Source organism: Lactobacillus kalixensis DSM 16043, assembly GCF_001434335.1.
Taxonomy (GTDB): domain Bacteria; phylum Bacillota; class Bacilli; order Lactobacillales; family Lactobacillaceae; genus Lactobacillus; species Lactobacillus kalixensis.
This window is the reverse complement of the sequence record NZ_AZFM01000001.1, coordinates 131,241-155,348: the sequence shown is the minus strand read 5'-3', so window position 1 is coordinate 155,348 and position 24,108 is coordinate 131,241. Positions and strand designations below refer to the sequence as shown.

Below are 24,108 nucleotides of genomic sequence, written 5' to 3'. Positions count from 1 at the left end.
TTAGATAACATCTATCAAGCTGCATAAAGTGTCCAACTTATTATTGCAATTTGCGTATATTATTTAATGTAAATTTTGGAGAAAAAATGTAAGCGATTTACATTTTTTAATAAATATAAATATCTTAATTGAATGTTTAGAAAAAAAGCGATTTTTCAAACCTAAAAGTTCAAAAAATCGCTCTTAATTCTTATATGTAATCAATATAAATTTATGTTATTTATCTAAACCTTGCAGATAATTGTATGCTTCTTGACCCGCAATACTACCATCGCCAACTGCATTAGCAATTTGTCGTAAATCTTTGCTACGTACATCACCCAAAGCTAAAATACCTGGAACTTTAGTACGCATATGGTCATCAGTTTCAACCCAACCATACTTGTTCAAGATACCTAAATCTTTAAACGGAACGGTTTGTGGCACAACCCCCACATAAATAAACACACCTGCAACTGGTAACTTCTTTTCTTCGCCAGTTTCTTTATCTTTATAAACTAAGTCAGTCGTCTTATTACCATCGCCTTGAATTGCTTCAGTTTCAGCATTCCAAATAAAATGAATATTATCTTTATCAAAGGCACGCTTTTGTAAAGTTGGTTGAGCACGTAATTGATCACGGCGATGAACAATAGTTACGCTTTTAGCCAATTGTGAAAGATAAATTCCTTCTTCCACAGCTGAATCTCCACCACCAATCACAGCCACATCTTCATCTTTGAAGAAAGCTGCATCGCAGACCGCGCAGTATGAAACACCACGTCCTGAGTATTCTTCTTCACCAGGAACATTAATTTTCTTATGATCAGCACCTGTTGCAATAATAACTACAGGAGCAGTATATTCGCCTGTATCAGTTTTAACAATTTTCTTGTTGCCATCTAACCTAACATCTTGAACATCACCATATTCAAAGTCGGGATTAAATTTCATCACTGATTGATACATCTTTTCTCCTAATTCTGGTCCCTTAATTTCGGTAAAACCAGGATAGTTATCAATCGCATCAGTATTGTTCATTTGTCCACCATATGGACCACGATCTAAGATAAGAACTTTTAAATTGGCACGTGCAGCATATAGTGCAGCAGTTAAACCACCGGGGCCTGCGCCGATAATAATGACATCATATATTTTTTTATCAGTCATATTTTTACTCCTTAAGTTGTCACTTACTTTTTATAAGCTTAATACTACTACACTTTTTTTCTTTTGCAACTATCTAGCTTACAAACGGATTTCTGGCTTAGGACTTCTACCCATCATCTTTGCAATTTCTTCATCAACATTAGCGTCTTCATATAAAACGCGATAGACAGCTTCACTAATTGGCATATCAATGTTCTTTTCTTGAGCTAATTCGTGAACAGCTTTAACAGTAGTTGCCCCTTCAACAACTTGACCCATATTTTCTAAAACATAATCAAGACTCTTACCTTCACCAACTTGCTTACCAGCACGCCAATTACGTGAATTTACTGAAGTACAAGTTACAATAAGGTCTCCAATTCCTGACAAACCTGAAAAAGTCATAGGCTTTGCACCAAAGTAATTTACACCAAGACGAGTAATTTCAGCTAAACCTCTTGTCATTAAAGCAGCTTTAGCATCATCACCATATTTCTTACCAACCAAAATACCTGCAGCAATCGCAATAACGTTCTTAACGGCACCACCAACTTCAACACCTGCTAAGTCATCGTTAGTGTAGAAGCGAACATAATTATTTGAAAAAAGCTTTTGAATAGTTTTGGCATTTTCTTCATCTTTTGAGGCACAAGCAATTGCAGTTAAGTCTTTTTGTGCTACATTTTCAGCGTGACTTGGTCCTGAGATTGCAATGATCTTATCACTGTCATTAGGATAAATTTCTTCAGCTAAAATATCAGTAATAAGTTTCTTACTACCAGGTTCAATTCCCTTAGTGGCAGTAACAAGTAAAGGCTTTTCGCCAGTTTCGTCTAAAATTTTACGGACATTCTTAGCAACAATTCTAACTACCTTAGTTGGCAATACAAACAAAAGAACATCTGCACCCTTAACTGCTTTTTCTAAATCACCAGTAGCTACTGCATTAGGATTAATGCTCCAATCTTTCATGTAGTGAGTGTTAGTGTGATGCGCGTTGATTTCTTCATTAACACTTTCGATATTTCCGTAAAGAATCACATCGTTGCCGTTATCAGCAAGCATTGATCCCAAAACTGAACCCCATGAACCATTACCTAAAACTGAAATTTTTGTCATTTTTTCTCTCAATCTTTCTATACTTTTATTAATCTCGACTATAAGGATATTTTAACCCACTACCATCAAGATACCACTTTGGCTTAACTTTTACACGTCGATAAATAAGTAAAGCCAAGGCAGCAATGAACAAAATCACACTTAACGCTTGTGATACTCTAATCATACCAAAAATATACAAGCTATCTGTTCTTAATCCTTCAACAAAGAATCGAACTACAGAGTACCACATTACGTAAAAGATGAAAACTTCACCTTGCTTAAATAGATGTTTGCGATGGCGTAAACTAAGAATCAAAATCAAACCAATCAAATTAAAGAATGATTCGTATAAAAAAGTTGGTTGATAGTATACACCATTAATTCTCATCTGCGAAATGATAAATTCCGGTAAATGTAAACTTTGTAAAAAATGCAGAGTAGTAGGACCGCCGTGGGCTTCTTGATTAACAAAATTGCCCCAGCGCCCAAGAATTTGTGCTGCCATTACACCAGGAGCAATAATATCAAGCATCAAAAATGGTGGTAGCATCCTCTTGTAGCAAAAGATTAGTAAAACAATCAAACCTGCAATTAATCCACCATAAATAGCAATCCCACCATTCCAGATAGCGATTATCTGATCAGGGTGTTGAGCATAATATGGCCACTCAAAGATGACATAATAAATTCTTGCTCCAACATAGCCAAGTGGCACAGCCCATAACAAAAGGTCAACAAAATCATCAGGCATAATCTGTCTTTTCTTACCCTCAGAAATTGCCATCCAAGTTGCTAAAATAATTGCTATGGCCATAATAATTCCATACCATTTTACGGAAAAGTTACCAAATTGAAAGGCATTTCTATTTAAAGCCAGTAGCATTATTTATCTTCTCGCTCCTTTTCTGTATCAATCTTAGAATTGTCAGAAATAAGGTTAGCTAAATTATCGTCAAAAACTTGAGCAGCATCATAGCCATTCTTCTTTGCTCTGAAGTTCATGGCAGCCACTTCAATGATTATTTCAATATTTCGCCCAACTTTAACTGGAATCGTCACTTGTGGCACGGAAACGTTACAGATTTCGCGCGTATTTTCATTAAAACCTAAACGATCGTAATTAGCATTAGCATCCCAGTTAACTAAATTAATAACTAGCTGAATTTCCGCTCTATTCTTAATTGCACCAACACCAAATAAGTTCATAACATCAATAATACCGATTCCCCTAATTTCCATTAAGTGTCTAAGAATCTTAGGAGATTCCCCCATAACCGTGTTGTGATCTTTTTGGTAAACATCAACTCTATCATCCGCAATTAAACGATGACCGCGTTGAACCAATCCCAAAGCTGTTTCTGACTTACCAACACCTGAAGCACCTGTAAGTAAGACACCCATTCCCTTAATTTCAACTAAAACGCCATGGATACTTGTTCTTTTAGCCAGTCTTTGGCGTAGATAATCAGTCAAAATACTGGATAAATATGTAGTGGATTCTGATGATTGCAAAATTGGAATTTTAGCTGCATCAGCTGCATCTTTTAGTTCATCTGGAATCGGTAATGATCGAGAAATTAAAAAGCATGGTGTCTCTGACGTACACATTTTATCAAAAACTTTCTTTCTCAAATCATGATCTAATCTAGCAGCATAAGAAATTTCTGTTCTTCCCAAAAGTTGAATTCTTTGCTTAGGATAAAAGTCAAAATAGCCTGTTAACTCTAAACCTGGACGATAAATATCTGAGACCACGATATTTTTATCTGAAATAAAGTTTTCCCCTTGGTAAACTTTAATAACACTGATATCACGGATCAATTTAGTTAATTTTACTGATTCTACCATTTTAATGCCTCTACTTATCTTTAATATCTTTGACGCTTACATTGCGCGCTTTTTTATGACCTTTAGAACTATATCTAAAAGCGCTTTCGTCACTTGGCATATTATCATTATTTTTCTTATTTGAAAATCTATTTATTATCCAAATTAAAATAGCAAGGATCAAAACAACTGGAATTAAGGCAATAAATATATGAAATAAGGCAAACATCACTGCCAAAATTACAGCTGCTACTAAAACCAAAATAAGAATGCTAGTAAAAGTCATATTTCTACTCCGGATTTTCTTGGCTTAAAAGCCATTGTAAGTATGCGTAAATAAATGGTTGTAATTTCCCATCCATTACACCGCTGGTATCTGCTGTTTCATAACCAGTTCGTAAGTCTTTAACCAAATTATAAGGATGAAAGACGTAAGAACGAATTTGTGAACCCCAACCAATTTCTTTTTGTTCACCCTTTAAAGCTTGTTTTTGCTTTAACTTCTTTTCTTCTTCTAAGTGGAACAGCTTAGCACGTAATTCATTCATCGCAGTTTCACGGTTTTGAATTTGTGACCGTTGAGCTTGAGACGTAGTTACAATTCCTGTTGGAATGTGAGTAATTCTTACCGCACTAGAAGTTTTGTTGATGTGCTGACCACCAGCCCCACTAGAACGATAAACGTCGATTCTAAGATCCTTTGGATCGATATCGATCTTGATACTATCATCAATTTCGGGAATAACTTCAACTGAAGCAAAAGATGTATGACGGCGTTTAGCTGAGTCAAATGGTGAAATTCTAACTAATCGGTGGACACCATGCTCTGACTTCAGCATTCCATATGCGTTCTTACCAGAAATTCTGATGCTTACACTCTTGACGCCTGCTTCTTCTCCCGGCTCATAATCATTTATTTCAAACTTAAAACCGCTACTATCAGAATAACGCTGATACATTCGCAATAGCATATTTGCCCAGTCCATTGCTTCCGTTCCGCCAGCACCTGGGTGAATTTCCATCAAAGCATTGTGAGAATCATATTTACCTGACAATAGTAAGTCTAATTCATAGTTATGGAAATGTTCCTGCAATTTGGTTAAATTGCTTTCCACCTCTTCTCGAATTTCTTCATCAGGCATTTCTCTAAGCATCTCCAGAGCGGTTTCTTCATCTTCAAACCCCTTTTCTAGAGCTAAAAAGGAATCTCTTTTTTCTTTTAGAATATTATTATCCGCAATTAATTTCTGAGCTGCTTCTTGATCATTCCAAAAGTCGGGCTGAGCCATTTTTTGCTCATTAATTTCAATACTTTCATCAATTGCATCTAAGTCAAAGAGACCCCCTAAAGTGATCTAGACGCTTCTTTAATTCATCTAACACACTTTGAATTTCACTAATTTCCATATTTTTCACCTTTCAAATAAAAAAGGAGAGGTGACACTACCACTTCCCCTTTTCCTTATTAACGACTTAAGTTTTGTCTGATTTCTGCCTTCATGAATAAGCGAGTTACGTCAAATTCAATGTTAGAAACCATTTCTTCAAACATTCTATAACCTGAATCCTGGTATTCAACTAATGGATTTAACTGGCCATAACCACGTAAACCAATTGATTGACGAAGTTGATCCATCGCATCAATATGGTCAGTCCAACGATCATCAACAACACGAAGAATAACCACTTTTTCAAATTCTAGCATTTGTGAAGGATCCCCAAGGGCTTTTTCTTTTGATTCAAAGTTTTGTTCAACAATGTCATAAAGCTTTTCTTTCAATTGATCAACAGTAATTGTCTTAAAGTCAATTGAATCAGCGATTTCTTCATTAGTTAAACTTGAAACGATGAAATCACGCAATGAATCCAGACGCCATTGTGAACGATCACCTTGCGTAAACATTGCGATTTGACTATCAATAGTTCTGTGAATCATTGGAATCAAAACGTTCTTCAATGACTTATCAGCTTCAATAACTTGCATACGTTCACCGTAAATGATTTCACGTTGAATTCTCATAACATCATCGTATTGCAAGGTTTGCTTACGAGTATCGTAGTTGTTACCTTCAACACGTTTTTGAGCTGATTCAACTTGACGAGTGATCAAGCGACTTTCAATAACCTTATCATCATCATTATCTGATAAACGATCTAAGAAGTCCTTAACACGATCTCCACCGAAACGCTTCATCAAGTCATCTTCAAGTGACAAGTAGAATCTAGTGTAGCCAGGGTCACCCTGACGACCAGAACGACCACGAAGCTGGTTATCAATACGACGAGATTCGTGTCTTTCAGTACCAATAACTGCTAACCCACCGAGTTCTTTGACACCAGGCCCCAACTTAATGTCAGTACCACGACCAGCCATGTTAGTAGCGATAGTAACCGCACCACGTTGACCAGCGTTCATAACGATCTGAGCTTCTTTTGCGTGATTCTTAGCGTTCAAAACAGCATGTGGAATTCCCTCCGCATCAAGCATTTTACTCAAACGTTCTGAACTTTCAATGGCAACAGTACCAACTAAGACTGGTTGTCCCTTAGCGTGACGCGTCTTAATTTCTTTAACTACTGCTTCGAATTTTGAATCCAAAGTTGGATACAAAACATCAGGCATATCTTTTCTGGCAATCGGACGGTTAGTAGGAATTGTGATTACTTGCATGTTGTAAATCTCACGGAATTCTTGCTCTTCAGTCTTACCAGTACCAGTCATACCAGACAACTTCTTATACATTCTGAAGAAGTTCTGGTAAGTAATAGTAGCTTGAGTTTTAGATTCTTCTTGAATCTTAACGCCTTCCTTAGCTTCAATAGCTTGGTGCAAACCGTCTGAGTAACGCCGACCTTCCATAACACGACCAGTGAACGAGTCAACAATGTTTACTTCACCGTCTTGAACAACATAATCAATATCCTTTAACATGATATAGTTAGCACGCAAAGCTTGATCAATATGGTGAACTAGCTTTTGGTTTTCTACATCATACAAGTTCTTAAGACCAAAGTGCTTGCAGGCCTTAGCAATACCAGTTCTAGTTAAAGAAATGGTCTTAGTTGGCCAGTCGATCTTGTAATCGCCATGATCTTGATCGTCATCAGCATCATCATCGCTCTTGTCTTCAGATAATGTCTTAACAAAACGGTCAGCTCTAATATAGTCACCGTTTGATTGCTCAGCTTGACCTGAAATAATCAAAGGAGTTCTAGCTTCATCAATTAAGATAGAGTCAACTTCGTCGATGATGGCATAATTAAGTGGACGTTGTACCATTTGTTCCTTATAAACAACCATGTTGTCACGCAAATAGTCAAAACCAAGTTCAGAGTTAGTTGAGTACGTAACATCACAGTTGTATGCCTCACGTTTTTCGTCTGGTGACTTAGAATTCAAATTCAAACCGACAGTCAATCCAAGCCATCTATATAGTTGACCCATTTCTTCCTCGTCACGACTTGACAAATATTCGTTAACTGTAACAACGTGAACACCTTTTCCTTCCAAGCCGTTCAAATATACTGGCATGGTGGCGGTCAAGGTCTTCCCTTCACCAGTCATCATTTCCGCAATGTTACCAAAGTGCAGTGCAATACCACCAAGAATTTGTACGTGATAAGGATAAAGACCAAGTACACGTTTTGCACCTTCACGGGCAACAGCAAAAGCTTCTGGAAGAAGATCATCCAAAGCTTCACCATTTTTCAAACGTTTACGAAATTCTGGCGTCTTAGCCTTTAACTGCTCGTCGGTTAACTTATCCATTTCATCAGCATGGCTTTCAACCTTTTTTGCAATTTTTTCGAATTTCTTGAGTTGTCTTTTGTCCTCGTTATAAAGTTTCTTTAAAATATTAGCCATTAATTATTCGATCCCTTATATGTTAAAAGTCTAAAAATACAGATTAATTTTACCATGATTGAAGAGAAATTAAAAATATTCAGCAAAAAGCCTCGCACGATGCGCGAGGCTTTATTTATTAATCATTAGTTTATGCTGTTTTTTATTCGTCAGTTTCAATCAAACCGTAACGACCATCGTTTCTACGGTAAACGATGCTAGTGCCGTTAGTTTCAGCGTCTTGGAAAACAAAGAAGTCATGTTCAAGCATATCCATTTGCAAGATTGCTTCTTCTGGATCCATTGGCTTCAAGTTTACACGCTTGTTACGAACAATGTCGAATTCGCTGCTTGACTTCTTTTCTTCTTCAGGAGCTTCTACAAAGAAGTCTTGTAAACCTTTTTCGCGGCTCTTTCTGTTGACACGAGTCTTGTATTTTCTAATTTGACGTTCCAATTTTTCTGAAACAAAGTCAATGCTACGATACATGTCATCAGTAGTTTCTTCAGCTCTTAAGACCAAGTATGGTAATGGAATAGTTACTTCCACCTTAGCTGAGTGGTCACGGTAAACCTTCAAGTTTACGTGAGCAATTACATCTTGATTTAATTCAAAGTACTTTTCAAGTTTCTTCAAACGTTTTTCAACGTAACTTCTCAAAGAATCAGTAACTTCAATATTTTCTCCACGAACATTGTATTTTAACATATAAGATTCTCCTTTCACCGCTAAGCGGTTCTTCTTTATATTTACATTATACCAAAGTTTGTAAGCGTTTAACATAAATTTATCTACAAATTGCGAAGCTTTCAATTTTAGCATTAGGAAAAATCTCTAGCAGCTTGTCACGCGCGTGATAAAGGGTTCTACCATTTGTATAAATATCATCTAATAGCAATATACTAGTTTCGCTTATATCTTTTTCAGAAAGTTGATTTGCGTCAACTATAAACCCTTGGGGTGTAGCTAAACGCTCTTGTTTATTCTTCTCACCTTGTGCTCCAGTATGCTCTCTTTTTTTCAGGAAAAATGACAGTGGTACTATCTTTTCATAAATTGCAGTAATTGTATCAAACTGTCGCTTTTGTTGGTGATCTGGTGATGTCGGTATCGGCACATAGTAATCAAAATTCAAATTCTTTAAGTGCTCACTACTTAATTCTTCTAAAACCCTATGTAAACAATAATCACCATAACGTTTATATGACACCATTAAATCATGGAATTGACGATTGTAACGATATATTGAATGATTCTTCATTAAGTTATTCCCATAAATTTTTTGCCAAAAGCGACAATCTGAACAAATTTCCACTTTTTCCATATTTTTATCACAGAAAGGACAACGATCCTTGCCTAAGCGCTCAAACTTTTTTAGACACTGTAAACACAATCTTTCATCGTTAATCTCGATCGAGAAAGTTCTGACAAAAGAAAAACGTGGAATAAAGACTTGACCACATAATAAACACTCATTCATGACTGGTTCATCTCCTTAATCTGCTTAACCGCTTCACGCATATTCTTGCTATAGCGCCGGTAGCAATACAAAACCAGCCCATTTCGATCATCCTTATCACGACCGACACGTCCGGCAATCTGAACTAAACTAGCAGTTGTATAAATCGGATCTTCTGCAGCAATAATAATTACCCATACCCCTTTAAATGTAACCCCGCGTTCCAAAATCGTGGTCGTTACTAACAAATCTAATTGGCGCTCACGAAATTTTTGTACTTTTTCAAGTCGTTCAGGATCTGCCGCATGCACGCCATCTATTTTGATTTGCCTTGGAAATTTTTGCTTTTTTAATCCCGTTAGATAAGCCGGAATTTCTTCAACTCGTGGTACAAACAGTAATAACTGATGTCCTTGATCAATTACCTCTATCACTCTTTTTAATAATTGAGGATTAATCTGTTCTTTTTTCAAAAATGGCTTAAGAAACATCTCTTCTTTTGGGACTGGTAAGAGCCCTCCGTGAAAGCGTCGATTTAGTTTTAGGAGCTCTATCTTTCCTGCTTTGACTTCTGTTAATAAATCTTGCGTTGGCGTTGCTGTCAAATAATCACGAATTCCATCTTTTTTAACAGCCTTCTTAGCGCTAAAGTGCAATTCAGGATTATTTACGTAAGGAAAAGAATCAACTTCATCGATCACTAATAAATCAAAAGCATGGTAAAACTTCATCAATTGATGAGTAGTGCAAATCGTTAATTGTTCCAGCTCAGGCTCATGATATTCTTGACCATGATATTTTCCGATTTTGATTTCCTGAAAAGCTTCTTTAAAACGCGGATACAGTTCATTCACCACATCAATTCTAGGAGTAGCAATGCAGGCGCGCTTGCCATTTCTCATACATTCGGCAATTAAAGCAAAAAGCATTTCTGTCTTTCCTGCTCCAGTTACGGCGTGAACCAAGCTAGATTTTTTCTGCTTAAAGTTTTCAACCAATTGGTCAGAAATCTTTTGCTGCTTAGTAGTTAATTTTCCTTGCCAAGTTAAGCCGCCATTTTTTATTTTGGGAAAATCAACTTCACCTGGCATTCTGATTAAGTAGTCTCCTTCACATAACCGTCCTAATACAATACAGGCACGACAATATTTCTTTTTATTAGGCAAAGCATTCTCTGCTTCAGTGCCGCAACGCTGACAAACACCATTTTTTATCGCTTCAATTTTCTTAACTCCTTCAAATATGCTAGAATCCTCTTGTTGGCTAATTGACCATTGTCGGCCAATCATTTGGGTTAAATCTTCCATGTTTTATCCCCCCTATAATTAAATACGCAAAAAAGAGGCGATTTTTTTGTCAGAAAAAGAAAATTTTTTAACTATTAAAGAAAACGGCGATCATGAAATCATCATCAAGAAAAGCAAATTCATTGCTAGCCTAGCTAGAACTAATAATCCGGACGAAGCTGAAGCATTTATCAAAGAAATTTCAAAAAAATATCATGACGCAACCCACAATACTTACGCTTATACTATTGGTCTTAACGATGATAAAGTTAAAGCAAGCGATAATGGTGAACCAAGTGGAACAGCTGGTATTCCTGAATTAAAGGCTTTACAACTCATGAATTTAAAGAATGTAACTGTTGTAGTAACAAGATATTTTGGTGGTATCAAATTAGGAGCCGGTGGTCTAATTCGTGCATATTCAAATAGCGTTACTAAGGCCGTCGAAGCAATCGGCGTTGTTAAGCGCGTTTTACAACAAGAGATTATTTTTTCAGTTGCTTATCCACGCTTTGATGAAGTTCAACATTTTTTGAGCGAAAACGATATTTTTGTCGCTAATACTGAATATGGTGTAGATATCAAAATAAGCGTCTTTTTAGATGAAAAAGATGTTGATGACTTTAAAGACAAAATAATCAATTTACTTTCGGGCAAAGTAGAATTTCAAAATGGTGAAAAACGCTACAACGAAATCCCTATTAAAGATAATAATTTTCATGAGCAATAAAAAGAGGAACTTTTTAGTTCCTCTTCTTTGTTTATTCTTTATTTTCTTTTGATTCAACTTTTTCTTTACTTTCTCGCTTTAGCTGATTTGGCTTCTCTTCACCTAAATGCCAAACTTCAACATTTGGATCATTCGTACTGCGATTAGAAATGATTTTTTGAATCAAATGCATTAGTGGTTTATATTTTTCACCTAACAATCCGATTGATTCTACGAACAGTTCCAAAGCAAGAATTAAGGAAATGATTAATGGCCAAGTTCCCCAAGCAGGTGACAACAAAAAGAGCAAAGAAATGAATGAAAATATCAAAGAAATTGCATAGATAGTTAACACTGTCTGCCGATGTGTTAAACCCATCCGCATTAATTGATGATGCAAGTGATGCTTATCAGCCTGTGAAACTGGATGCTTGTTAAGCTTACGCCTGATCATTGCATAAACTGTATCTGTAATTGGCACTCCCAAAATTATAATTGGTACTAATAATGAAATAAAAGTGACATTCTTCAGACCTTTTAAAGAAAGAACTGAAATCATGAAACCGATAAATAGAGCACCAGTATCTCCTAAGAAGATCTTAGCTGGATGGAAATTATACGGCAAAAAACCAACTAAACAAGCAGCTAGCATAAAACAGGCTATGGGTACATATAATTGATGTGTATGTAAGAAGAAATAGCCGACAATTCCCATTGTTGTTAAGGAAATTAATGATACACCATCTGCTAATCCGTCTAATCCATCAATTAAATTAACCGCGTTAGTCAAAGCAAGAATCCAAAAAATTGTGATCGGTAAACTCCACCAACCTAGGTGAATTTCATGACTCACAAATGGCAAATTCAACACATTCATGCGAATGCCACCCAAGAAATAAATGACTAAAGCGGCAATAAAAATACCAAACATTTTTTGACGCGGCTTTAATTCCAAAATATCATCAATCATCCCTGTTAGTACAACAACGCTTGAAGCTAATAAAATTGAGAATAATTCATGAGTTGGAAACTGCTGGCGCAACAAAACAAACGCACCAATATTGTAAGTGACAAAAATTCCAAGACCACCGATTGTTGGCATTGGTTTTTTATTTACTCTTCTAGCATTAGGGTTATCGACAGCTCCTAATACGAAAGCTAGCCTTCTAATAAAAGGAGTAATTGCTGCCTCGATGATTACTACAAAGAATAAATCAACAATAATTTTAAACATATTTTACTGCTTTCTTTAAATACTTCTTTTAATTATACAAGTAGTTATAAAAAACAATCAAGCCGCTGGCAATAAAAAAACGTAGGAATACCTACTTCCTACGCTTATTTTGCAATTTCAACTACCCGCTTTTCACGAATAACAGTAATCTTAATATTACCTGGATAATCAAGTTCTTTTTCAACTTGATTCTTAATATCACGTGCTAAGATAGTAATTCGGTCGTCTGAAATTTCATCAGGTTCAACCATTACTCTAACTTCGCGTCCTGCTTGAATTGCATATGCTTGAGCAACTCCAGCATAACTCTTTGCAATCTTCTCTAATTCTGTCAAACGTCTAATGTAATTCTCTAAGCTTTCACTTCTTGCTCCTGGACGAGCTGAAGAAATTGTATCTGCAGCTACAACCAATTCTGCTATGAATGAAGTCTTAGGTACATCACCGTGGTGAGCAGCAATTGCATTAACAACAACCTCCGGTTCATGATACTTACGAGTAAGTTCAACACCAATTTCGACGTGTGAACCTTCAATATCATGATCGATGGCTTTACCAATATCGTGTAATAATCCCGCACGAACCGCCATTTTTTCATCAAGGCCAAGCTCTGCAGCCATTGTGCCAGCTAATTTAGCAACTTCAATTGAGTGTGCCAAAACGTTTTGACCATAAGAAGTCCGATATTTAAGTCGACCTAAAGTCTTTACAAGCTCAGGATTCATTCTGTGGATACCGAGATCCATCAAAGCGCTTTCCCCAGCTTCATAAATATCATCATTTACTTCTTTACGAGCCTTATCAACCATCTCTTCAATGCGAGCTGGATGAATTCGACCGTCTTTAATTAAGCGCTCCATTGCTCGCTTCGCAATTTCACGTCTAATTGGATCAAATCCGCTTAGTGTAACCACCTTAGGTGTATCATCAATAATTAAATCTACACCAGTTAAGGCTTCAAATGAACGAATATTACGCCCTTCACGGCCAATAATTCGTCCTTTCATTTCTTCATTTGGTAAATCTACAACTGATACCGTAGTCTCAGCCACAGTATCTGCTGCACTACTTTGAATAGCATCTACCAAGATTTGGTGAGCAAAACGATCAGCTCTCGCTTGAACTTCTTCATTGCTATTTCTAATCATTTCTGCTCGCTCTTTTACAAGTTGATCTGATAAATTACTCAAGACAAGTTTCTTTGCCTCGTCTTGATCCATTCCAGCAACTTCATAAAGTTTTTGCTGCCTTTGCTCAACTAAATCATCAGCTTTAGCCAGCTTGTCATCTAAATTAGCTTTTTTCTGCTGCAATTGGTCTTCTTTTTGTGAGAGTCCTGCTTCTTTTTCTTCTAGCAAAGATTTCTTATGATCAAGGGTATCTTCACGTTGTTGAAGACGATTTTGCCAACGTGACACTTCTGCACGTTTTTTATTTAAATCGTCTTCTGTCTTTTGCCGATAATCATTTATTTCTTCTTGTGCTTCAAGAATCTTTTCTTTTTTGGTATTTTCAGCACTCTGCTTAACTGCTGCAGCAGCCTGCTTTTGAGCACTAATTTCTGTCTTAGCTGCAGCAACTTGTGCTTTAACATCAGCTAAAATATGGTCAGCATCATTTTGCGCATTCTGGGCCTTTTTTTCCCAAGAATTTTTACGAATGGCATAACCAATACCAGATCCCACTAAAAGTGAAATAATCGCAACTACGGCGGGAATCAAAATATTATCTATCATGAATTCTTTCGCCTTTTTTCAAAATTATTTACACATTTTTATGATAAAGAACTTATATTGGTCTGTCAATTAACAAAAAGAAAACCTTGGATTTACAATCCAAGGTCAAGATTAATTTCTTTGATAGTCTTATTCTTTTGTTTTACTGGCTTCAGTTTCTTCAGTCTTATTTTCGCTTTTTTCGCGCTTTTCTTTGATCTTTTCAGGATCTTCTCGATCAGCAATAGATTTATCATCAATACCATAAGCTGCACGAACTTGTGCTTGAATATCTTGGTAAATGTCTGGGTGATCTTCAAGATACTTCTTAGCATTTTCTCTACCCTGACCAATTCTTTCAGACTTATATGAATACCATGAACCAGCTTTGTCGATAATATCTTTATCAGCAGCCATATCAAGTAATTCACCACTTTGTGAAATACCTTGACCGTACATAATATCAACTTCAGCTACTTTAAATGGTGGAGCAACCTTGTTCTTAACAACTTTGATCTTAACACGGTTACCTAGAACATCGCCTGATTGTTTAATCTGTTCAGCTCTTCTAACTTCTAATCGAATAGTTGAATAAAACTTCAACGCACGTCCACCAGGTGTAGTTTCCGGGTTACCAAACATAACTCCAACTTTTTCACGAATCTGGTTAATAAAGATGGCAATAGTCTTAGTCTTAGAAATAGTACCTGATAACTTACGAAGAGCTTGACTCATCAAACGGGCTTGCAAACCAACGTGAGCATCTCCCATTTCACCTTCAATTTCAGCTCTTGGAACCAAAGCAGCTACTGAGTCAACAACTACGATATCGATCGCACCACTAGAAATTAGAGTATCAGCAATTTGTAAGCCTTCTTCACCGGTGTTGGGTTGTGACAAAATTAAAGAATCAATATCTACGCCTAAAGCTTCGGCATATGCTGGATCCATTGCGTTTTCAGCATCGATGTATGCTGCAGTTCCTCCACGTTTTTGAACTTCAGCAACTGCATGTAAAGCAACTGTAGTCTTACCTGAAGATTCTGGACCATAAACTTCGATAATTCTGCCACGGGGATAACCACCTACACCTAATGCAGTATCAAGTGCAATTGAACCAGTAGGAACTGTTGAGATTTTTGTATCGGCTTTTTCACCCATACGCATAACAGCACCTTTACCAAAGTTTTTTTCAATCTTTTTAAGCGCTGCATCTAAAGCAGCCTTTTTTTCATCCTTGGCCAAATTTGTACCCTCCTATTTGATTTCCACTCTAACAATTATACTTTGTCTAATAATAAGATTGCAAGGAAAAAGCGAACTAGAGTTTAGTTAATTTTCCCTCTATATTTAAATACGCAAAAAATGCCTAATTTTACCTAAAAAAGTAAAAAAATAAAAAGATTAACTTTTTTAGCTAATCTTTTTATTTGAATTTTTGGATTACATTGAACCCTTAAACACATTCCATGAGCCATGGAAGTAATCATAACCTGAGTAAATAGCAAAGATCAATGCAATATAAAGTAAAATTGTACCAATGTAGAATGGGTCACCAATTAACAAAAAGATAATTGCCAACATTTGAGCGGTAGTCTTAATCTTACCCGGCATTTTAGCTGCAATAACTTCACCATCATTTTCAACAACGATTAAACGTAAACCAGTAACAGCTAATTCACGACAAACAATAATTGCTACAACCCAAGCTGGAGCTAATTTAAGTTCCACTAAAAAGATAAATGCTGTCATCGTAAGCATTTTATCTGCTAATGGATCAGCAAATTTACCAAAGTTAGTAACTAATCCTCGCGCACGTGCAATATGTCCATCAAGCCAGTCAGTAGCTGAAGCAATTGCAAAAACGAGCATTGCGACTAATTGAAGCCATGGAACATAGTTACCACCAACCATGTGATAGCCACTTGCAGCATCTTCAAAGATGATTAATAACATGAAGACCGGAATCATAAAGATTCTAAATATTGTTAATTTATTAGGTAAATTCATTTTTATTCTTTCTCCTCAAAACTTCCACTTAATTTAGATATTTTTACTAGTTATTGTCGCTACCGCCGTTATCGCCACCGTCATTACCATTGCTATTAGTGGTAGTTGAAGATGATTGTTGGTTAGTATTCTGACTACTTTGAGTAGTGGAAGATTGGGTTCTACTACTTTGTCTTGTTTGGGTTGAACTTTGGGTAGTAGTGCTACTTTGACGTGATTGATTGTAACCGTTGTTAGTAGTTGAGCTGCTTTGAGTTGACCCGTTAGTGCTGGTGCTGCTAGTGCTTCTTTGCTTACCGATCAAAAGTGTCAATGATAAGTAATTACCAGTTGCTTCATATGGGACCTTCTTGCCAGCGACTCTGACAGAAGTTCCTTGGTCATTACCGAAAGTTACAACAACATTAGTTGCATCGCTTGGCAAAGTTACTTCATGCTTTTGATTTGCAGCCAAAGTTTGTTGATATTGAACTACACCGTTGATTGAAATGCTGGCACTAATTGCTTGTTGACCAGCTCTAATTTCAAGCTTACGGTTATTCTTTAACCCAGTAACGCGGTAATCATTGGTCCCTTCCTTAACGATCTTCACACTGCTCTTCTTAACTTTTGGTTTAGCACTGCTACTCTTTCTTGAAGATGCGCTTTCTGAGGAAACCGTTACGTTATCACTTGCATTGTTATTGTTATTTTGACCACTTGATGAAAGACGAGCGTATAGAACATAAACAATTAAGATAACTACAATAACACCTAATCCCACTCCAATTCGTGGTAAGTATGTCTTCCACAAATTCTTCTTGTTGTCAGTAGTTTCTCTAACTTCTTCACTCTTATTATCAATCGAGTTTTCTACATATTCATCTGGCTTGGATTCAGGAATATCTTGATGATATTCACTAAGTAACTCCTTACCATCTAAACCAACGATTTGCGCATATTGTCTAATAAATGCTCTGACATAAAAGTCACCAGGAAGTTTATCAAAATCATTCTCTTCAATTGCATTTAGATATCTGCTTTGAATCTTAGTAGCTTTTTCAATATCTGCGATTGAAAGACCTTTAGCTTCTCTGGCGCTGCGTAATTTATCTCCGATGTCTGCCATATTTACCTCTTCAAACTTTAGATTAACAAATTGAGTATACCATAAAACTCGCTAACAAACTTACCTGTTATAAAAGCCAGCCACCACTCACATAAATTGTTTGTCCGGTGCAATACGAGCTCTCCGGCTCTAACAGTGTTTTTACCCAATATGCAATATCTTTTCCTTCAGCTAAACGTCCAGCTGGAATTTCTTCCTGAACCTCGTTCATTACTTCTTTAGAAAACATTGCATTCATTGGTGTATTGACCGCTCCTGGAGCTACAACATTGACGCTTAAGCCAGTAGACGCAACTTCACGGCTATAAGCTTGAGCAAAACGGCTTAAACCAGCTTTGGTAGCACTATACACACTTTCAAGTGCACTACCTTGTCCACCATAAACTGAACCTAAATAAACAATTCGACTGAAATCTTGTTTAAGTAACGTAGCCTCAAATAATTTAGTCAATTCGATCGGCGTGGTCAAATTAATTTGAATTACTTTTTCAATTTCAGTTAATTTTTGATCATTTAAGAAACCATATTTCGTTATTCCCTGTGCAAAAACTACTGCGTTAACTGGTAACAATGATTGAATAAACTGTTTCATCTGCTGATGATCACTCGCAAAGTCAAATTGAATCGTCATAAAATCCTGATTAGGGTGCTCTTTCATCAATTCCTGACTTATCTTTTCAGCCTTTGGTTGATCATGACAATAGTGCACATACAAAGACCAACCAGCTCTCGCCAAATCTTGACAAATCGTTTCGCCGATTCCACCAGTTGCACCAAAAACAACTGCCCTTCTCATATATTATCCTTTCACTAAACGTGCAGAACAAATCTGACAATCTTTTAATAGATTTGAACAAAATTCTTCAAATTGTGAAAAATTCATATCCTGCAATTTCTCGACATTTACGAAAGTATCTTCATTATCTAAACTTGCTTCAGCAGCTTCAACCGCCAAATATGACAAGTTATTCATGCTTCTGATACTTTGAGCAAGCCATTCTCGTTTTTGCAGCTCAAAGAAATTTTTTTCAAAAGCCTTGTTACCCTCAGTGATTGGCTTAGCTAACTCTTCTTTGATAGCAGTTATTACTTTATCACTTTCTGAGCTTACCCCATACAGCGTGATAAAGTTGCCTTCACGAGTATAATTGACCGAAATTTGCAGCGGACTATTTAAAAGTTGCTCTTCTTTCATTCGCTCAAACCACGGACTCATTACACTTAGTTTTGATTCTAACATTATTTCAAGAATAATTTGAGCTAAATCAAGACTTGCTAAAACTTTCTTAAAGTTTTTCAGTCTAATTCCGAGTCCAAATTGATTTGAACTACCATCTGAAGTGATTTCAATGTCTTGTAATAAGCCGACTGTTTCCTGATATTCAGCTTTTTTTTGCTTACTATTTGTTAAATATTGCTTCTGCAATTTTCCAACAAGGCGGAAAATTGTTTTAATTTGATTTTCCGAAAAATCGCCACAAGCAACAAAATGCATCTTATTTGGCTTGTAATTAGTTTGATAAGCAGCTAATAGCTTCTTTTTATCAATTTGGTTAATTGAAGCTTTTGTTCCTGCAACATCAATTCCCAAATTAGACTCACCAAACATTTGCGTCATAAGTGCATTCGTAATTGCCCAATTAGGTTCATCTTGATACATTGCAAGTTCTTGCTCAATAATTGGCACCTCTTGTTCCACGTTTTGCTTAGTGAAATATGGTTCACCCACTAACTTAAAGAGCAATTCAATCAGCTTTGAATTATGATCAACTCCGCTGCAGTAATACATTGTTTCATTAAAAGACGTAAAAGCATTAACTTCTGCTCCTAATTCCTCAAAATTTTGAGAAATATCGCCTTCTTTTTTGGCAAACAATTTATGTTCCAAAAAATGTGCCAGTCCTGGAACTTCTTGCGGATCACTTGAGCCAAAATCAACAATAATTCCAAAAAAGCGCTGGTTAAAGCCAGGCTTTAGAATTAGCTGTGCTTCAAAGCCAGAATCATATTTGCGTTTTAGTATTTTTGGTTCAATCATCTCAACACATAACTTTCATTTAAAAACAAATTTTTAGCAAATTTAGCCAATTGTGTTTCAGTAACACGTTTAATTGCATTTTCGCGATCGAATAAAGAGTAACCGTCAAATAATTCTCCTCTTAACATTTGAGCAAGTCGCCAATTCTCTTTATCTTTGCCGATTAATTGAATATTAAGCAAGGCTTTTTTAGATTTTTTCAAAAGATCAGAATCAATCTCTCCTGCAGCAATCGCTTCAATTTCTCCTTTAATTATTGCTTTAGCCTCTTCTACTTTATTTGGATCAAGGCCAGCATTAATCAAGAATAAACTATTATTAGCATAGTTATTCGCTTCAACTGCATAAGCAGCGCCTGCTTCTTCGCGAATTTTAGTAAATAATTTCGATGATGGATCACCTGCTAAATATTGCCCAAGAACCTGTCCTACTATTTGACCGTAGAAGGGCAAAGTTAAATCATACCCATAGCCCATAAAAAGTTGGGCTTGTAAATTATTATGGACATCACTTAATTGAAGGTCACGCTTAGGCGCCGGAATTGTAAGATTGGATTCAGTAAAATTCTTCATCAATCCTGGATACTTGAACTCTTCTTTAACCAAATGATCAACTAAATCTGGGTCTTTGACTAGGCCAATTACTGTTGCTGGAACCATTTTTAAATTGTCCACAAATAATTTCAAATCTTTGGAAGTAGCATTTTCAATTTCATCAATTGGTCCCATGAAATTTTCTGCATAATCTGGTTCATTTTGATACCAAATCTTGAAAAAACGATCTAAAGCAAAATTTGCAGGTTCAGCCATAATTTCCTGATAATCTGAAGACAACTGCCGCTTACTTAAAGCAATTATCTGATCATCAAGAGTTGGATGTTCAATAATTAAAGCCAAATCTTCAATAATTTTGGCATAAGTATATTCTGGATCTAAAATTTCGATTGGCTCAACAAAATTAGCAACATAAGACAGAATAATATCTTTTCCGAAAAGTTGCGGAACTGCCTCAAACTGCAAATCATACATTTTAGATAATTCTTCTTGTTGCTTATTTATTGTTGGAAAATACAAAGTTGCGTTCATCTGCATCTTAGCTAGCAAACTTGCATAAGCAAGATTATGACTGGTTAACGGCAAACGCAAAAAACAGCCTAAACTGGCTGTTGTAAATTTTTCATTTTTTTGAATCGACGTATTAATTGTTAGCATTCTTATCATCTTTCTCTGGTGGCAAAAGAACTTGACGAGGTTTTGACCCTTCTGATGGGCCGACAATGCCTCTTGCTTCCATTTCATCAACAATTCTTGCAGCTCGATTATACCCAATTCTAAAACGTCGCTGCAACATTGAAACGCTGGCCGTCTGCTGTTTTCTTACTAACTCTACTGCTTGAGCATAAAATTCATCCTCTGGCTCATCAGTTGTGCCATTTTCAGCGGTCGCTCCACCTTTTTGTGGAATCATATTTTGGTCATATTCAGCTTTTTGTTGTTCCTTAACCCAAGTGATTACTTTTTCAACTTCTTCACTTGAAATATAAGCTCCTTGAATACGTTCTGGCTTAGATGCCCCAATTGGCATATACAACATGTCCCCACGTCCCAGCAATTTTTCAGCACCAACTTGATCCAAAATCGTTCTAGAGTCGACACTACTTGAAACTGCGAATGAAATTCTTGATGGAACATTGGCCTTAATTAACCCACTAATAACATCTACACTTGGACGCTGAGTTGCTAAAATCATGTGAATACCAGCTGCACGAGCCATCTGTCCTAAACGAACAATTGCTCCTTCAACATCATGTCCACCAACCATCATCAAATCGCTAAGTTCATCAACAACAACCAAGATGTAAGGTAATCTCTGCATTACTGGATTATTCTTATCCTGATTATTTTTTTCAACTTTAGCATTATATTCACCCATGTTTCGGGCACCACTTGCAGCAAATAACTTATAGCGCCGCTCCATTTCTTTAACAACTTTATGTAAAGAATTGATAGCAAGTTTGGCATCAGTTACAACTGGAATAAGCAAATGCGGTACATCATTATAAACTGACAGTTCCACCATCTTCGGATCAATTAAAACTAATTTGATTTCATCAGGCTTGGCCTTCATTAGGATACTGGTCAAAATTGTATTGATTGCCACTGACTTACCTGAACCAGTTGAACCAGCAATCAAAAGGTGCGGCATTTTGGCTAAATCGGCAGAAATAACTTGACCAGCAACATCCTTTCCAAGTGGAACAATCATTGGATGATCCTTTGCATTTTTATTTTGGTGTTCCATCACATCTCTAAAAGAAACAACTGATGTTGAGCGGTTGGGAACTTCAATACCAATATATGGTTTACCAGGAATAGGCGCTTCAATACGAATATCTTTGGCCGCTAAGGCTAAAGCTAAATCATCTGCTAAGTTAACAATCCGACTAACCTTAACCCCAACTGCAGGCTGAACTTCATAACGTGTAATCGTTGGCCCTAAAATTGCTTTTTTGATAATGACTTTTACACCGAAGCTCTTAAAGGTTGATTGCAAAATTTGTGTATTCTTTTGAATCAATTCTTTATCTGTGGATTGATCAGTATTTTTAATTGGCTGAAGTAAACTTAGCGGTGGATTCTTATAATGTTTATTAACCTTAGTCTCAAGCTTAAGTTCACCATGATCAACATTACTTAACTCTTGTACAACCTTACGATCTTCATCATCAAAAGAATGCGACTTAGGTAATTCATCGTCATGATCATCAGAATAAAAGTTAGGCTCAGAATGTTGAATTTCTTCAGACTTCGGTGTATCTGGAGTAATGACTTCTGGCATTGAGATTTCTTCATCATCACTATCGTGACTAACCACCTCAGGACTAACTTTCTCTTGCTCATCATCTTCAAAATCGCTAACACTTGGAAAAACATCACTAGTATTATTAGCTAAAGGATCAGACATTTGATCACGATTAGCTTCTTTTTGTTGTTGGCGATTTTCACGAATTTCACTATATTTGTCTTTTAATTTGGTGCCTGCCTCTTTATTTTTATTAATAAAGTTCTGGCCAACTTTTTGAAAAAGTTCAATAAGCGTGCGATATTTTACATCAAAGAACATCAAAGTTCCGATTGGAATCAAGATTACTGCAATGATGTTAATTCCGACTTGTCCAAGAAGTGGATAAACTATCTGAAAGCCTAATGCTCCAAAAACACCACCGCCTACGTCCTCGGTTACACTTGCGCGACTAAATTCACGTCCAATTTCTGTTAAAAAACAATTCATAAAATTGCTATTAACTTGTAAACTACTGAAAAAGTGACCACTTTGAATTAACAATAGCCCAAAAAAGGCTAAAATCAGACCGCTGGTGCGTTTGATTTTCAGATGAGGTGGCTGCCCATAAATAACCATTGCTAGTCCAAAAAGCGCTAATAAGCCGCTTGCCAGCAAATATGAATCACCCACGAAAAAGCGTAAGAGATTGGCCACTTGCATCCCTAGCCAACCAAATTTGGCAAAGGCAAAAATTGCCACAATAATTTGCGCTATTCCGACTGTAACCCAATATAGTTCCTGTTCTTCTTTGCTCTTACTCGTTTTTTTCTTTCTGTTTGTTGATTTTCGATTTGTAGTTTTTCTTGCCGTTTTCTTCTTTCTCTTAGGCATGAATTCTCCCAGTTAATTAAAAATTAGCTTCAAAATTCAAGTTAACAGGCTCATCCATTGTAATTTGAGTTACTTCATACGTTAAAGTTTCAATATATTCAACTAATGGTCTACTCAAAATTTGGTAGTCTGCACTTTCCAGATCATTACCATCACCATAGTAATCTTCAAGCTTAACAATTTGGCTAATTTGACCACTAACAGTAAAATCACCAGGTGCTGGTGCAACGTCAAAGACAACTGATACTTCAAAGTAGCTTCCACCTTGACCTTGATCAGTTGTACCATCTTCATTTTGCTTAGCAGCTTTTCTAAAAGCAACATTCACCTCATTGCTAAGTCTTGGTTCATCATTTAAATCATAGTGAAATGCGTGAACTAAAATTGGTGTTTCTTTTTTAAACTTCATTATTCATTTTCTCCTAAGTTACGTTCATATCTTTCAGGACGATCATAATTATCCTTCAGCTTATCATTTTCATAATGATGACTAGTTTCCAAGTTAGGAAATCCTTGTTGACGCAATGCTTCAAGAAGAACCATCGCTACCGAATTAGATAAATTATAACAGCGGATATTATCTGACATCGGGATTCTTAAATTCCGGTCATAGTATTCTCGCATAAATGTTTCTGGTAAGCCAGTAGTTTCTTTACCAAAGACAAAATAATAATTTTTGTTTGGATCGGTATAATCCACTTGAGAATAATTCTTTGATGAAAACTTAGAAATTAAGTACATTTCATCGTTTGGATCTAAAGTCTTAAGAAAAGCATCTAAATCATCATGACGATGAATCTCCACTTTATCCCAATAATCAAGTCCAGCGCGCTTCATTTTTTTATTATCAATTTGAAAACCAAGCGGTTCAATTAAATCTAAAACAGTATTTGTACCAGCACAAGTACGGGCAATATTACCAGTATTAGCCGGCATCAATGGTTCATATAAAACTACGTGATTAGTCATAAAT

Annotated in this window: 22 protein-coding genes; 1 reads left to right on the top strand and 21 read right to left on the bottom strand. The window is 36.3% G+C overall.

Features of this window, described 5'->3' with window-relative positions; all coding sequences use genetic code 11:
- Positions 1 to 216 precede the first annotated feature (216 nt).
- The 10 genes from trxB to FC46_RS00700 all read right to left on the bottom strand — a co-directional run bounded on the left by trxB (position 217) and on the right by FC46_RS00700 (position 10,667).
- The gene (trxB, locus tag FC46_RS00745) at positions 217 to 1,149 is read right to left on the bottom strand and encodes a thioredoxin-disulfide reductase (protein WP_057797126.1); all 933 of its coding nucleotides are present in this window, start codon (positions 1,147 to 1,149) and stop codon (positions 217 to 219) included.
- Positions 1,150 to 1,227: 78 nt separating this feature from the next.
- Positions 1,228 to 2,247, bottom strand: coding sequence for an NAD(P)H-dependent glycerol-3-phosphate dehydrogenase (locus FC46_RS00740; protein ID WP_057797125.1), 1,020 nt, complete (start codon positions 2,245 to 2,247; stop codon positions 1,228 to 1,230).
- Positions 2,248 to 2,275: 28 nt separating this feature from the next.
- Positions 2,276 to 3,112 carry a prolipoprotein diacylglyceryl transferase gene (gene lgt, locus FC46_RS00735; RefSeq protein ID WP_057797124.1) on the bottom strand — a complete coding sequence of 279 codons (837 nt, stop codon included), beginning with the start codon at positions 3,110 to 3,112 and terminating at the stop codon, positions 2,276 to 2,278.
- A complete protein-coding gene (hprK, locus tag FC46_RS00730; protein WP_057797123.1) occupies positions 3,112 to 4,077 on the bottom strand; it encodes an HPr(Ser) kinase/phosphatase in 966 nt (321 codons plus the stop codon). The genes lgt and hprK overlap by 1 nt, the downstream gene beginning before the upstream one ends.
- Positions 4,078 to 4,087: 10 nt before the next feature.
- Positions 4,088 to 4,342 (bottom strand): hypothetical protein, encoded by a 255-nt coding sequence (locus tag FC46_RS00725; protein WP_057797122.1) that lies wholly within the window; start codon positions 4,340 to 4,342, stop codon positions 4,088 to 4,090.
- A 4-nt stretch (positions 4,343 to 4,346) separates the two neighbouring features.
- Positions 4,347 to 5,463, bottom strand: a protein-coding gene (prfB, locus tag FC46_RS00720; RefSeq protein ID WP_157046763.1) for a peptide chain release factor 2 whose coding sequence is annotated in 2 segments (ribosomal slippage) — positions 4,347 to 5,390 and positions 5,392 to 5,463 — 1,116 coding nt in all. Because the reading frame shifts where the segments join, the coding sequence is not laid out codon by codon here.
- A gap of 58 nt (positions 5,464 to 5,521) precedes the next feature.
- Positions 5,522 to 7,921, bottom strand: a complete 2,400-nt coding sequence (secA, locus tag FC46_RS00715; protein WP_057797120.1) for a preprotein translocase subunit SecA — start codon at positions 7,919 to 7,921, stop codon at positions 5,522 to 5,524.
- Positions 7,922 to 8,063: 142 nt separating this feature from the next.
- Positions 8,064 to 8,609 (bottom strand): ribosome hibernation-promoting factor, HPF/YfiA family, encoded by a 546-nt coding sequence (gene hpf / locus FC46_RS00710; RefSeq protein ID WP_057797135.1) that lies wholly within the window; start codon positions 8,607 to 8,609, stop codon positions 8,064 to 8,066.
- Positions 8,610 to 8,688: 79 nt separating this feature from the next.
- Entirely contained in the window at positions 8,689 to 9,381 is a 693-nt protein-coding gene (locus FC46_RS00705; protein WP_057797119.1) for a ComF family protein, read from the bottom strand.
- Complete coding sequence (locus FC46_RS00700) at positions 9,378 to 10,667, bottom strand: ATP-dependent helicase ComFA (RefSeq protein WP_057797118.1); 1,290 nt, start codon at positions 10,665 to 10,667, stop codon at positions 9,378 to 9,380. Before FC46_RS00700 ends, FC46_RS00705 begins: the two co-directional genes overlap by 4 nt.
- A gap of 46 nt (positions 10,668 to 10,713) precedes the next feature.
- Here FC46_RS00700 and FC46_RS00695 point away from each other — a divergent pair, with 46 nt between their 5' ends.
- Entirely contained in the window at positions 10,714 to 11,376 is a 663-nt protein-coding gene (locus tag FC46_RS00695; protein WP_057797117.1) for a YigZ family protein, read from the top strand.
- Positions 11,377 to 11,407: 31 nt separating this feature from the next.
- Here the strand turns inward: FC46_RS00695 and FC46_RS00690 are convergent, their stop codons facing one another.
- The 11 genes from FC46_RS00690 to trmL form a co-directional block, all read right to left on the bottom strand.
- A complete protein-coding gene (locus tag FC46_RS00690; RefSeq protein WP_057797116.1) occupies positions 11,408 to 12,589 on the bottom strand; it encodes a glycosyltransferase family 4 protein in 1,182 nt (393 codons plus the stop codon).
- Between the two features lie 104 nt (positions 12,590 to 12,693).
- Entirely contained in the window at positions 12,694 to 14,325 is a 1,632-nt protein-coding gene (gene rny / locus FC46_RS00685) for a ribonuclease Y (RefSeq protein ID WP_057797115.1), read from the bottom strand.
- A 129-nt stretch (positions 14,326 to 14,454) separates the two neighbouring features.
- The gene (recA, locus tag FC46_RS00680; RefSeq protein WP_057797114.1) at positions 14,455 to 15,549 is read right to left on the bottom strand and encodes a recombinase RecA; all 1,095 of its coding nucleotides are present in this window, start codon (positions 15,547 to 15,549) and stop codon (positions 14,455 to 14,457) included.
- A 198-nt stretch (positions 15,550 to 15,747) separates the two neighbouring features.
- Positions 15,748 to 16,314: a CDP-diacylglycerol--glycerol-3-phosphate 3-phosphatidyltransferase gene (pgsA, locus tag FC46_RS00675; protein ID WP_057797113.1), complete on the bottom strand. Its 567-nt coding sequence runs from the start codon at positions 16,312 to 16,314 to the stop codon at positions 15,748 to 15,750.
- Positions 16,315 to 16,360: 46 nt separating this feature from the next.
- Positions 16,361 to 17,422 carry a helix-turn-helix domain-containing protein gene (locus tag FC46_RS00670; protein ID WP_057797112.1) on the bottom strand — a complete coding sequence of 354 codons (1,062 nt, stop codon included), beginning with the start codon at positions 17,420 to 17,422 and terminating at the stop codon, positions 16,361 to 16,363.
- A 67-nt stretch (positions 17,423 to 17,489) separates the two neighbouring features.
- Positions 17,490 to 18,218 (bottom strand): elongation factor P 5-aminopentanone reductase, encoded by a 729-nt coding sequence (gene ymfI, locus FC46_RS00665; protein WP_057797111.1) that lies wholly within the window; start codon positions 18,216 to 18,218, stop codon positions 17,490 to 17,492.
- A gap of 3 nt (positions 18,219 to 18,221) precedes the next feature.
- Positions 18,222 to 19,460 carry an EF-P 5-aminopentanol modification-associated protein YfmH gene (gene yfmH, locus FC46_RS00660; protein ID WP_057797110.1) on the bottom strand — a complete coding sequence of 413 codons (1,239 nt, stop codon included), beginning with the start codon at positions 19,458 to 19,460 and terminating at the stop codon, positions 18,222 to 18,224.
- Positions 19,457 to 20,671, bottom strand: coding sequence for a M16 family metallopeptidase (locus FC46_RS00655; RefSeq protein ID WP_057797109.1), 1,215 nt, complete (start codon positions 20,669 to 20,671; stop codon positions 19,457 to 19,459). The genes yfmH and FC46_RS00655 overlap by 4 nt, the downstream gene beginning before the upstream one ends.
- Entirely contained in the window at positions 20,658 to 23,135 is a 2,478-nt protein-coding gene (locus tag FC46_RS00650) for a DNA translocase FtsK (protein WP_057797108.1), read from the bottom strand. The genes FC46_RS00655 and FC46_RS00650 overlap by 14 nt, the downstream gene beginning before the upstream one ends.
- 16 nt (positions 23,136 to 23,151) lie before the next feature.
- A complete protein-coding gene (locus FC46_RS00645) occupies positions 23,152 to 23,544 on the bottom strand; it encodes a DUF1149 family protein (protein ID WP_057797107.1) in 393 nt (130 codons plus the stop codon).
- Positions 23,544 to 24,104, bottom strand: coding sequence for a tRNA (uridine(34)/cytosine(34)/5-carboxymethylaminomethyluridine(34)-2'-O)-methyltransferase TrmL (trmL, locus tag FC46_RS00640; protein ID WP_057797106.1), 561 nt, complete (start codon positions 24,102 to 24,104; stop codon positions 23,544 to 23,546). Before trmL ends, FC46_RS00645 begins: the two co-directional genes overlap by 1 nt.
- Between the last annotated feature and the right edge of the window lie 4 nt (positions 24,105 to 24,108).

What these genes read in the sequence shown, in the direction of transcription:
- FC46_RS00670 (WP_057797112.1), bottom strand. Translation starts at nt 17,422, where the DNA reads ATGGCAGACATCGGAGATAAATTACGCAGCGCCAGAGAAGCTAAAGGT.
- hprK (WP_057797123.1), bottom strand. Translation starts at nt 4,077, where the DNA reads ATGGTAGAATCAGTAAAATTAACTAAATTGATCCGTGATATCAGTGTT.
- FC46_RS00740 (WP_057797125.1), bottom strand. Translation starts at nt 2,247, where the DNA reads ATGACAAAAATTTCAGTTTTAGGTAATGGTTCATGGGGTTCAGTTTTG.
- ymfI (WP_057797111.1), bottom strand. Translation starts at nt 18,218, where the DNA reads ATGAGAAGGGCAGTTGTTTTTGGTGCAACTGGTGGAATCGGCGAAACG.
- FC46_RS00700 (WP_057797118.1), bottom strand. Translation starts at nt 10,667, where the DNA reads ATGGAAGATTTAACCCAAATGATTGGCCGACAATGGTCAATTAGCCAA.
- trxB (WP_057797126.1), bottom strand. Translation starts at nt 1,149, where the DNA reads ATGACTGATAAAAAAATATATGATGTCATTATTATCGGCGCAGGCCCC.
- FC46_RS00725 (WP_057797122.1), bottom strand. Translation starts at nt 4,342, where the DNA reads ATGACTTTTACTAGCATTCTTATTTTGGTTTTAGTAGCAGCTGTAATT.
- secA (WP_057797120.1), bottom strand. Translation starts at nt 7,921, where the DNA reads ATGGCTAATATTTTAAAGAAACTTTATAACGAGGACAAAAGACAACTC.
- FC46_RS00690 (WP_057797116.1), bottom strand. Translation starts at nt 12,589, where the DNA reads ATGTTTAAAATTATTGTTGATTTATTCTTTGTAGTAATCATCGAGGCA.
- FC46_RS00705 (WP_057797119.1), bottom strand. Translation starts at nt 9,381, where the DNA reads ATGAATGAGTGTTTATTATGTGGTCAAGTCTTTATTCCACGTTTTTCT.
- FC46_RS00650 (WP_057797108.1), bottom strand. Translation starts at nt 23,135, where the DNA reads ATGCCTAAGAGAAAGAAGAAAACGGCAAGAAAAACTACAAATCGAAAA.
- trmL (WP_057797106.1), bottom strand. Translation starts at nt 24,104, where the DNA reads ATGACTAATCACGTAGTTTTATATGAACCATTGATGCCGGCTAATACT.
- FC46_RS00655 (WP_057797109.1), bottom strand. Translation starts at nt 20,671, where the DNA reads ATGCTAACAATTAATACGTCGATTCAAAAAAATGAAAAATTTACAACA.
- pgsA (WP_057797113.1), bottom strand. Translation starts at nt 16,314, where the DNA reads ATGAATTTACCTAATAAATTAACAATATTTAGAATCTTTATGATTCCG.
- yfmH (WP_057797110.1), bottom strand. Translation starts at nt 19,460, where the DNA reads ATGATTGAACCAAAAATACTAAAACGCAAATATGATTCTGGCTTTGAA.
- lgt (WP_057797124.1), bottom strand. Translation starts at nt 3,112, where the DNA reads ATGCTACTGGCTTTAAATAGAAATGCCTTTCAATTTGGTAACTTTTCC.
- hpf (WP_057797135.1), bottom strand. Translation starts at nt 8,609, where the DNA reads ATGTTAAAATACAATGTTCGTGGAGAAAATATTGAAGTTACTGATTCT.
- rny (WP_057797115.1), bottom strand. Translation starts at nt 14,325, where the DNA reads ATGATAGATAATATTTTGATTCCCGCCGTAGTTGCGATTATTTCACTT.
- FC46_RS00645 (WP_057797107.1), bottom strand. Translation starts at nt 23,544, where the DNA reads ATGAAGTTTAAAAAAGAAACACCAATTTTAGTTCACGCATTTCACTAT.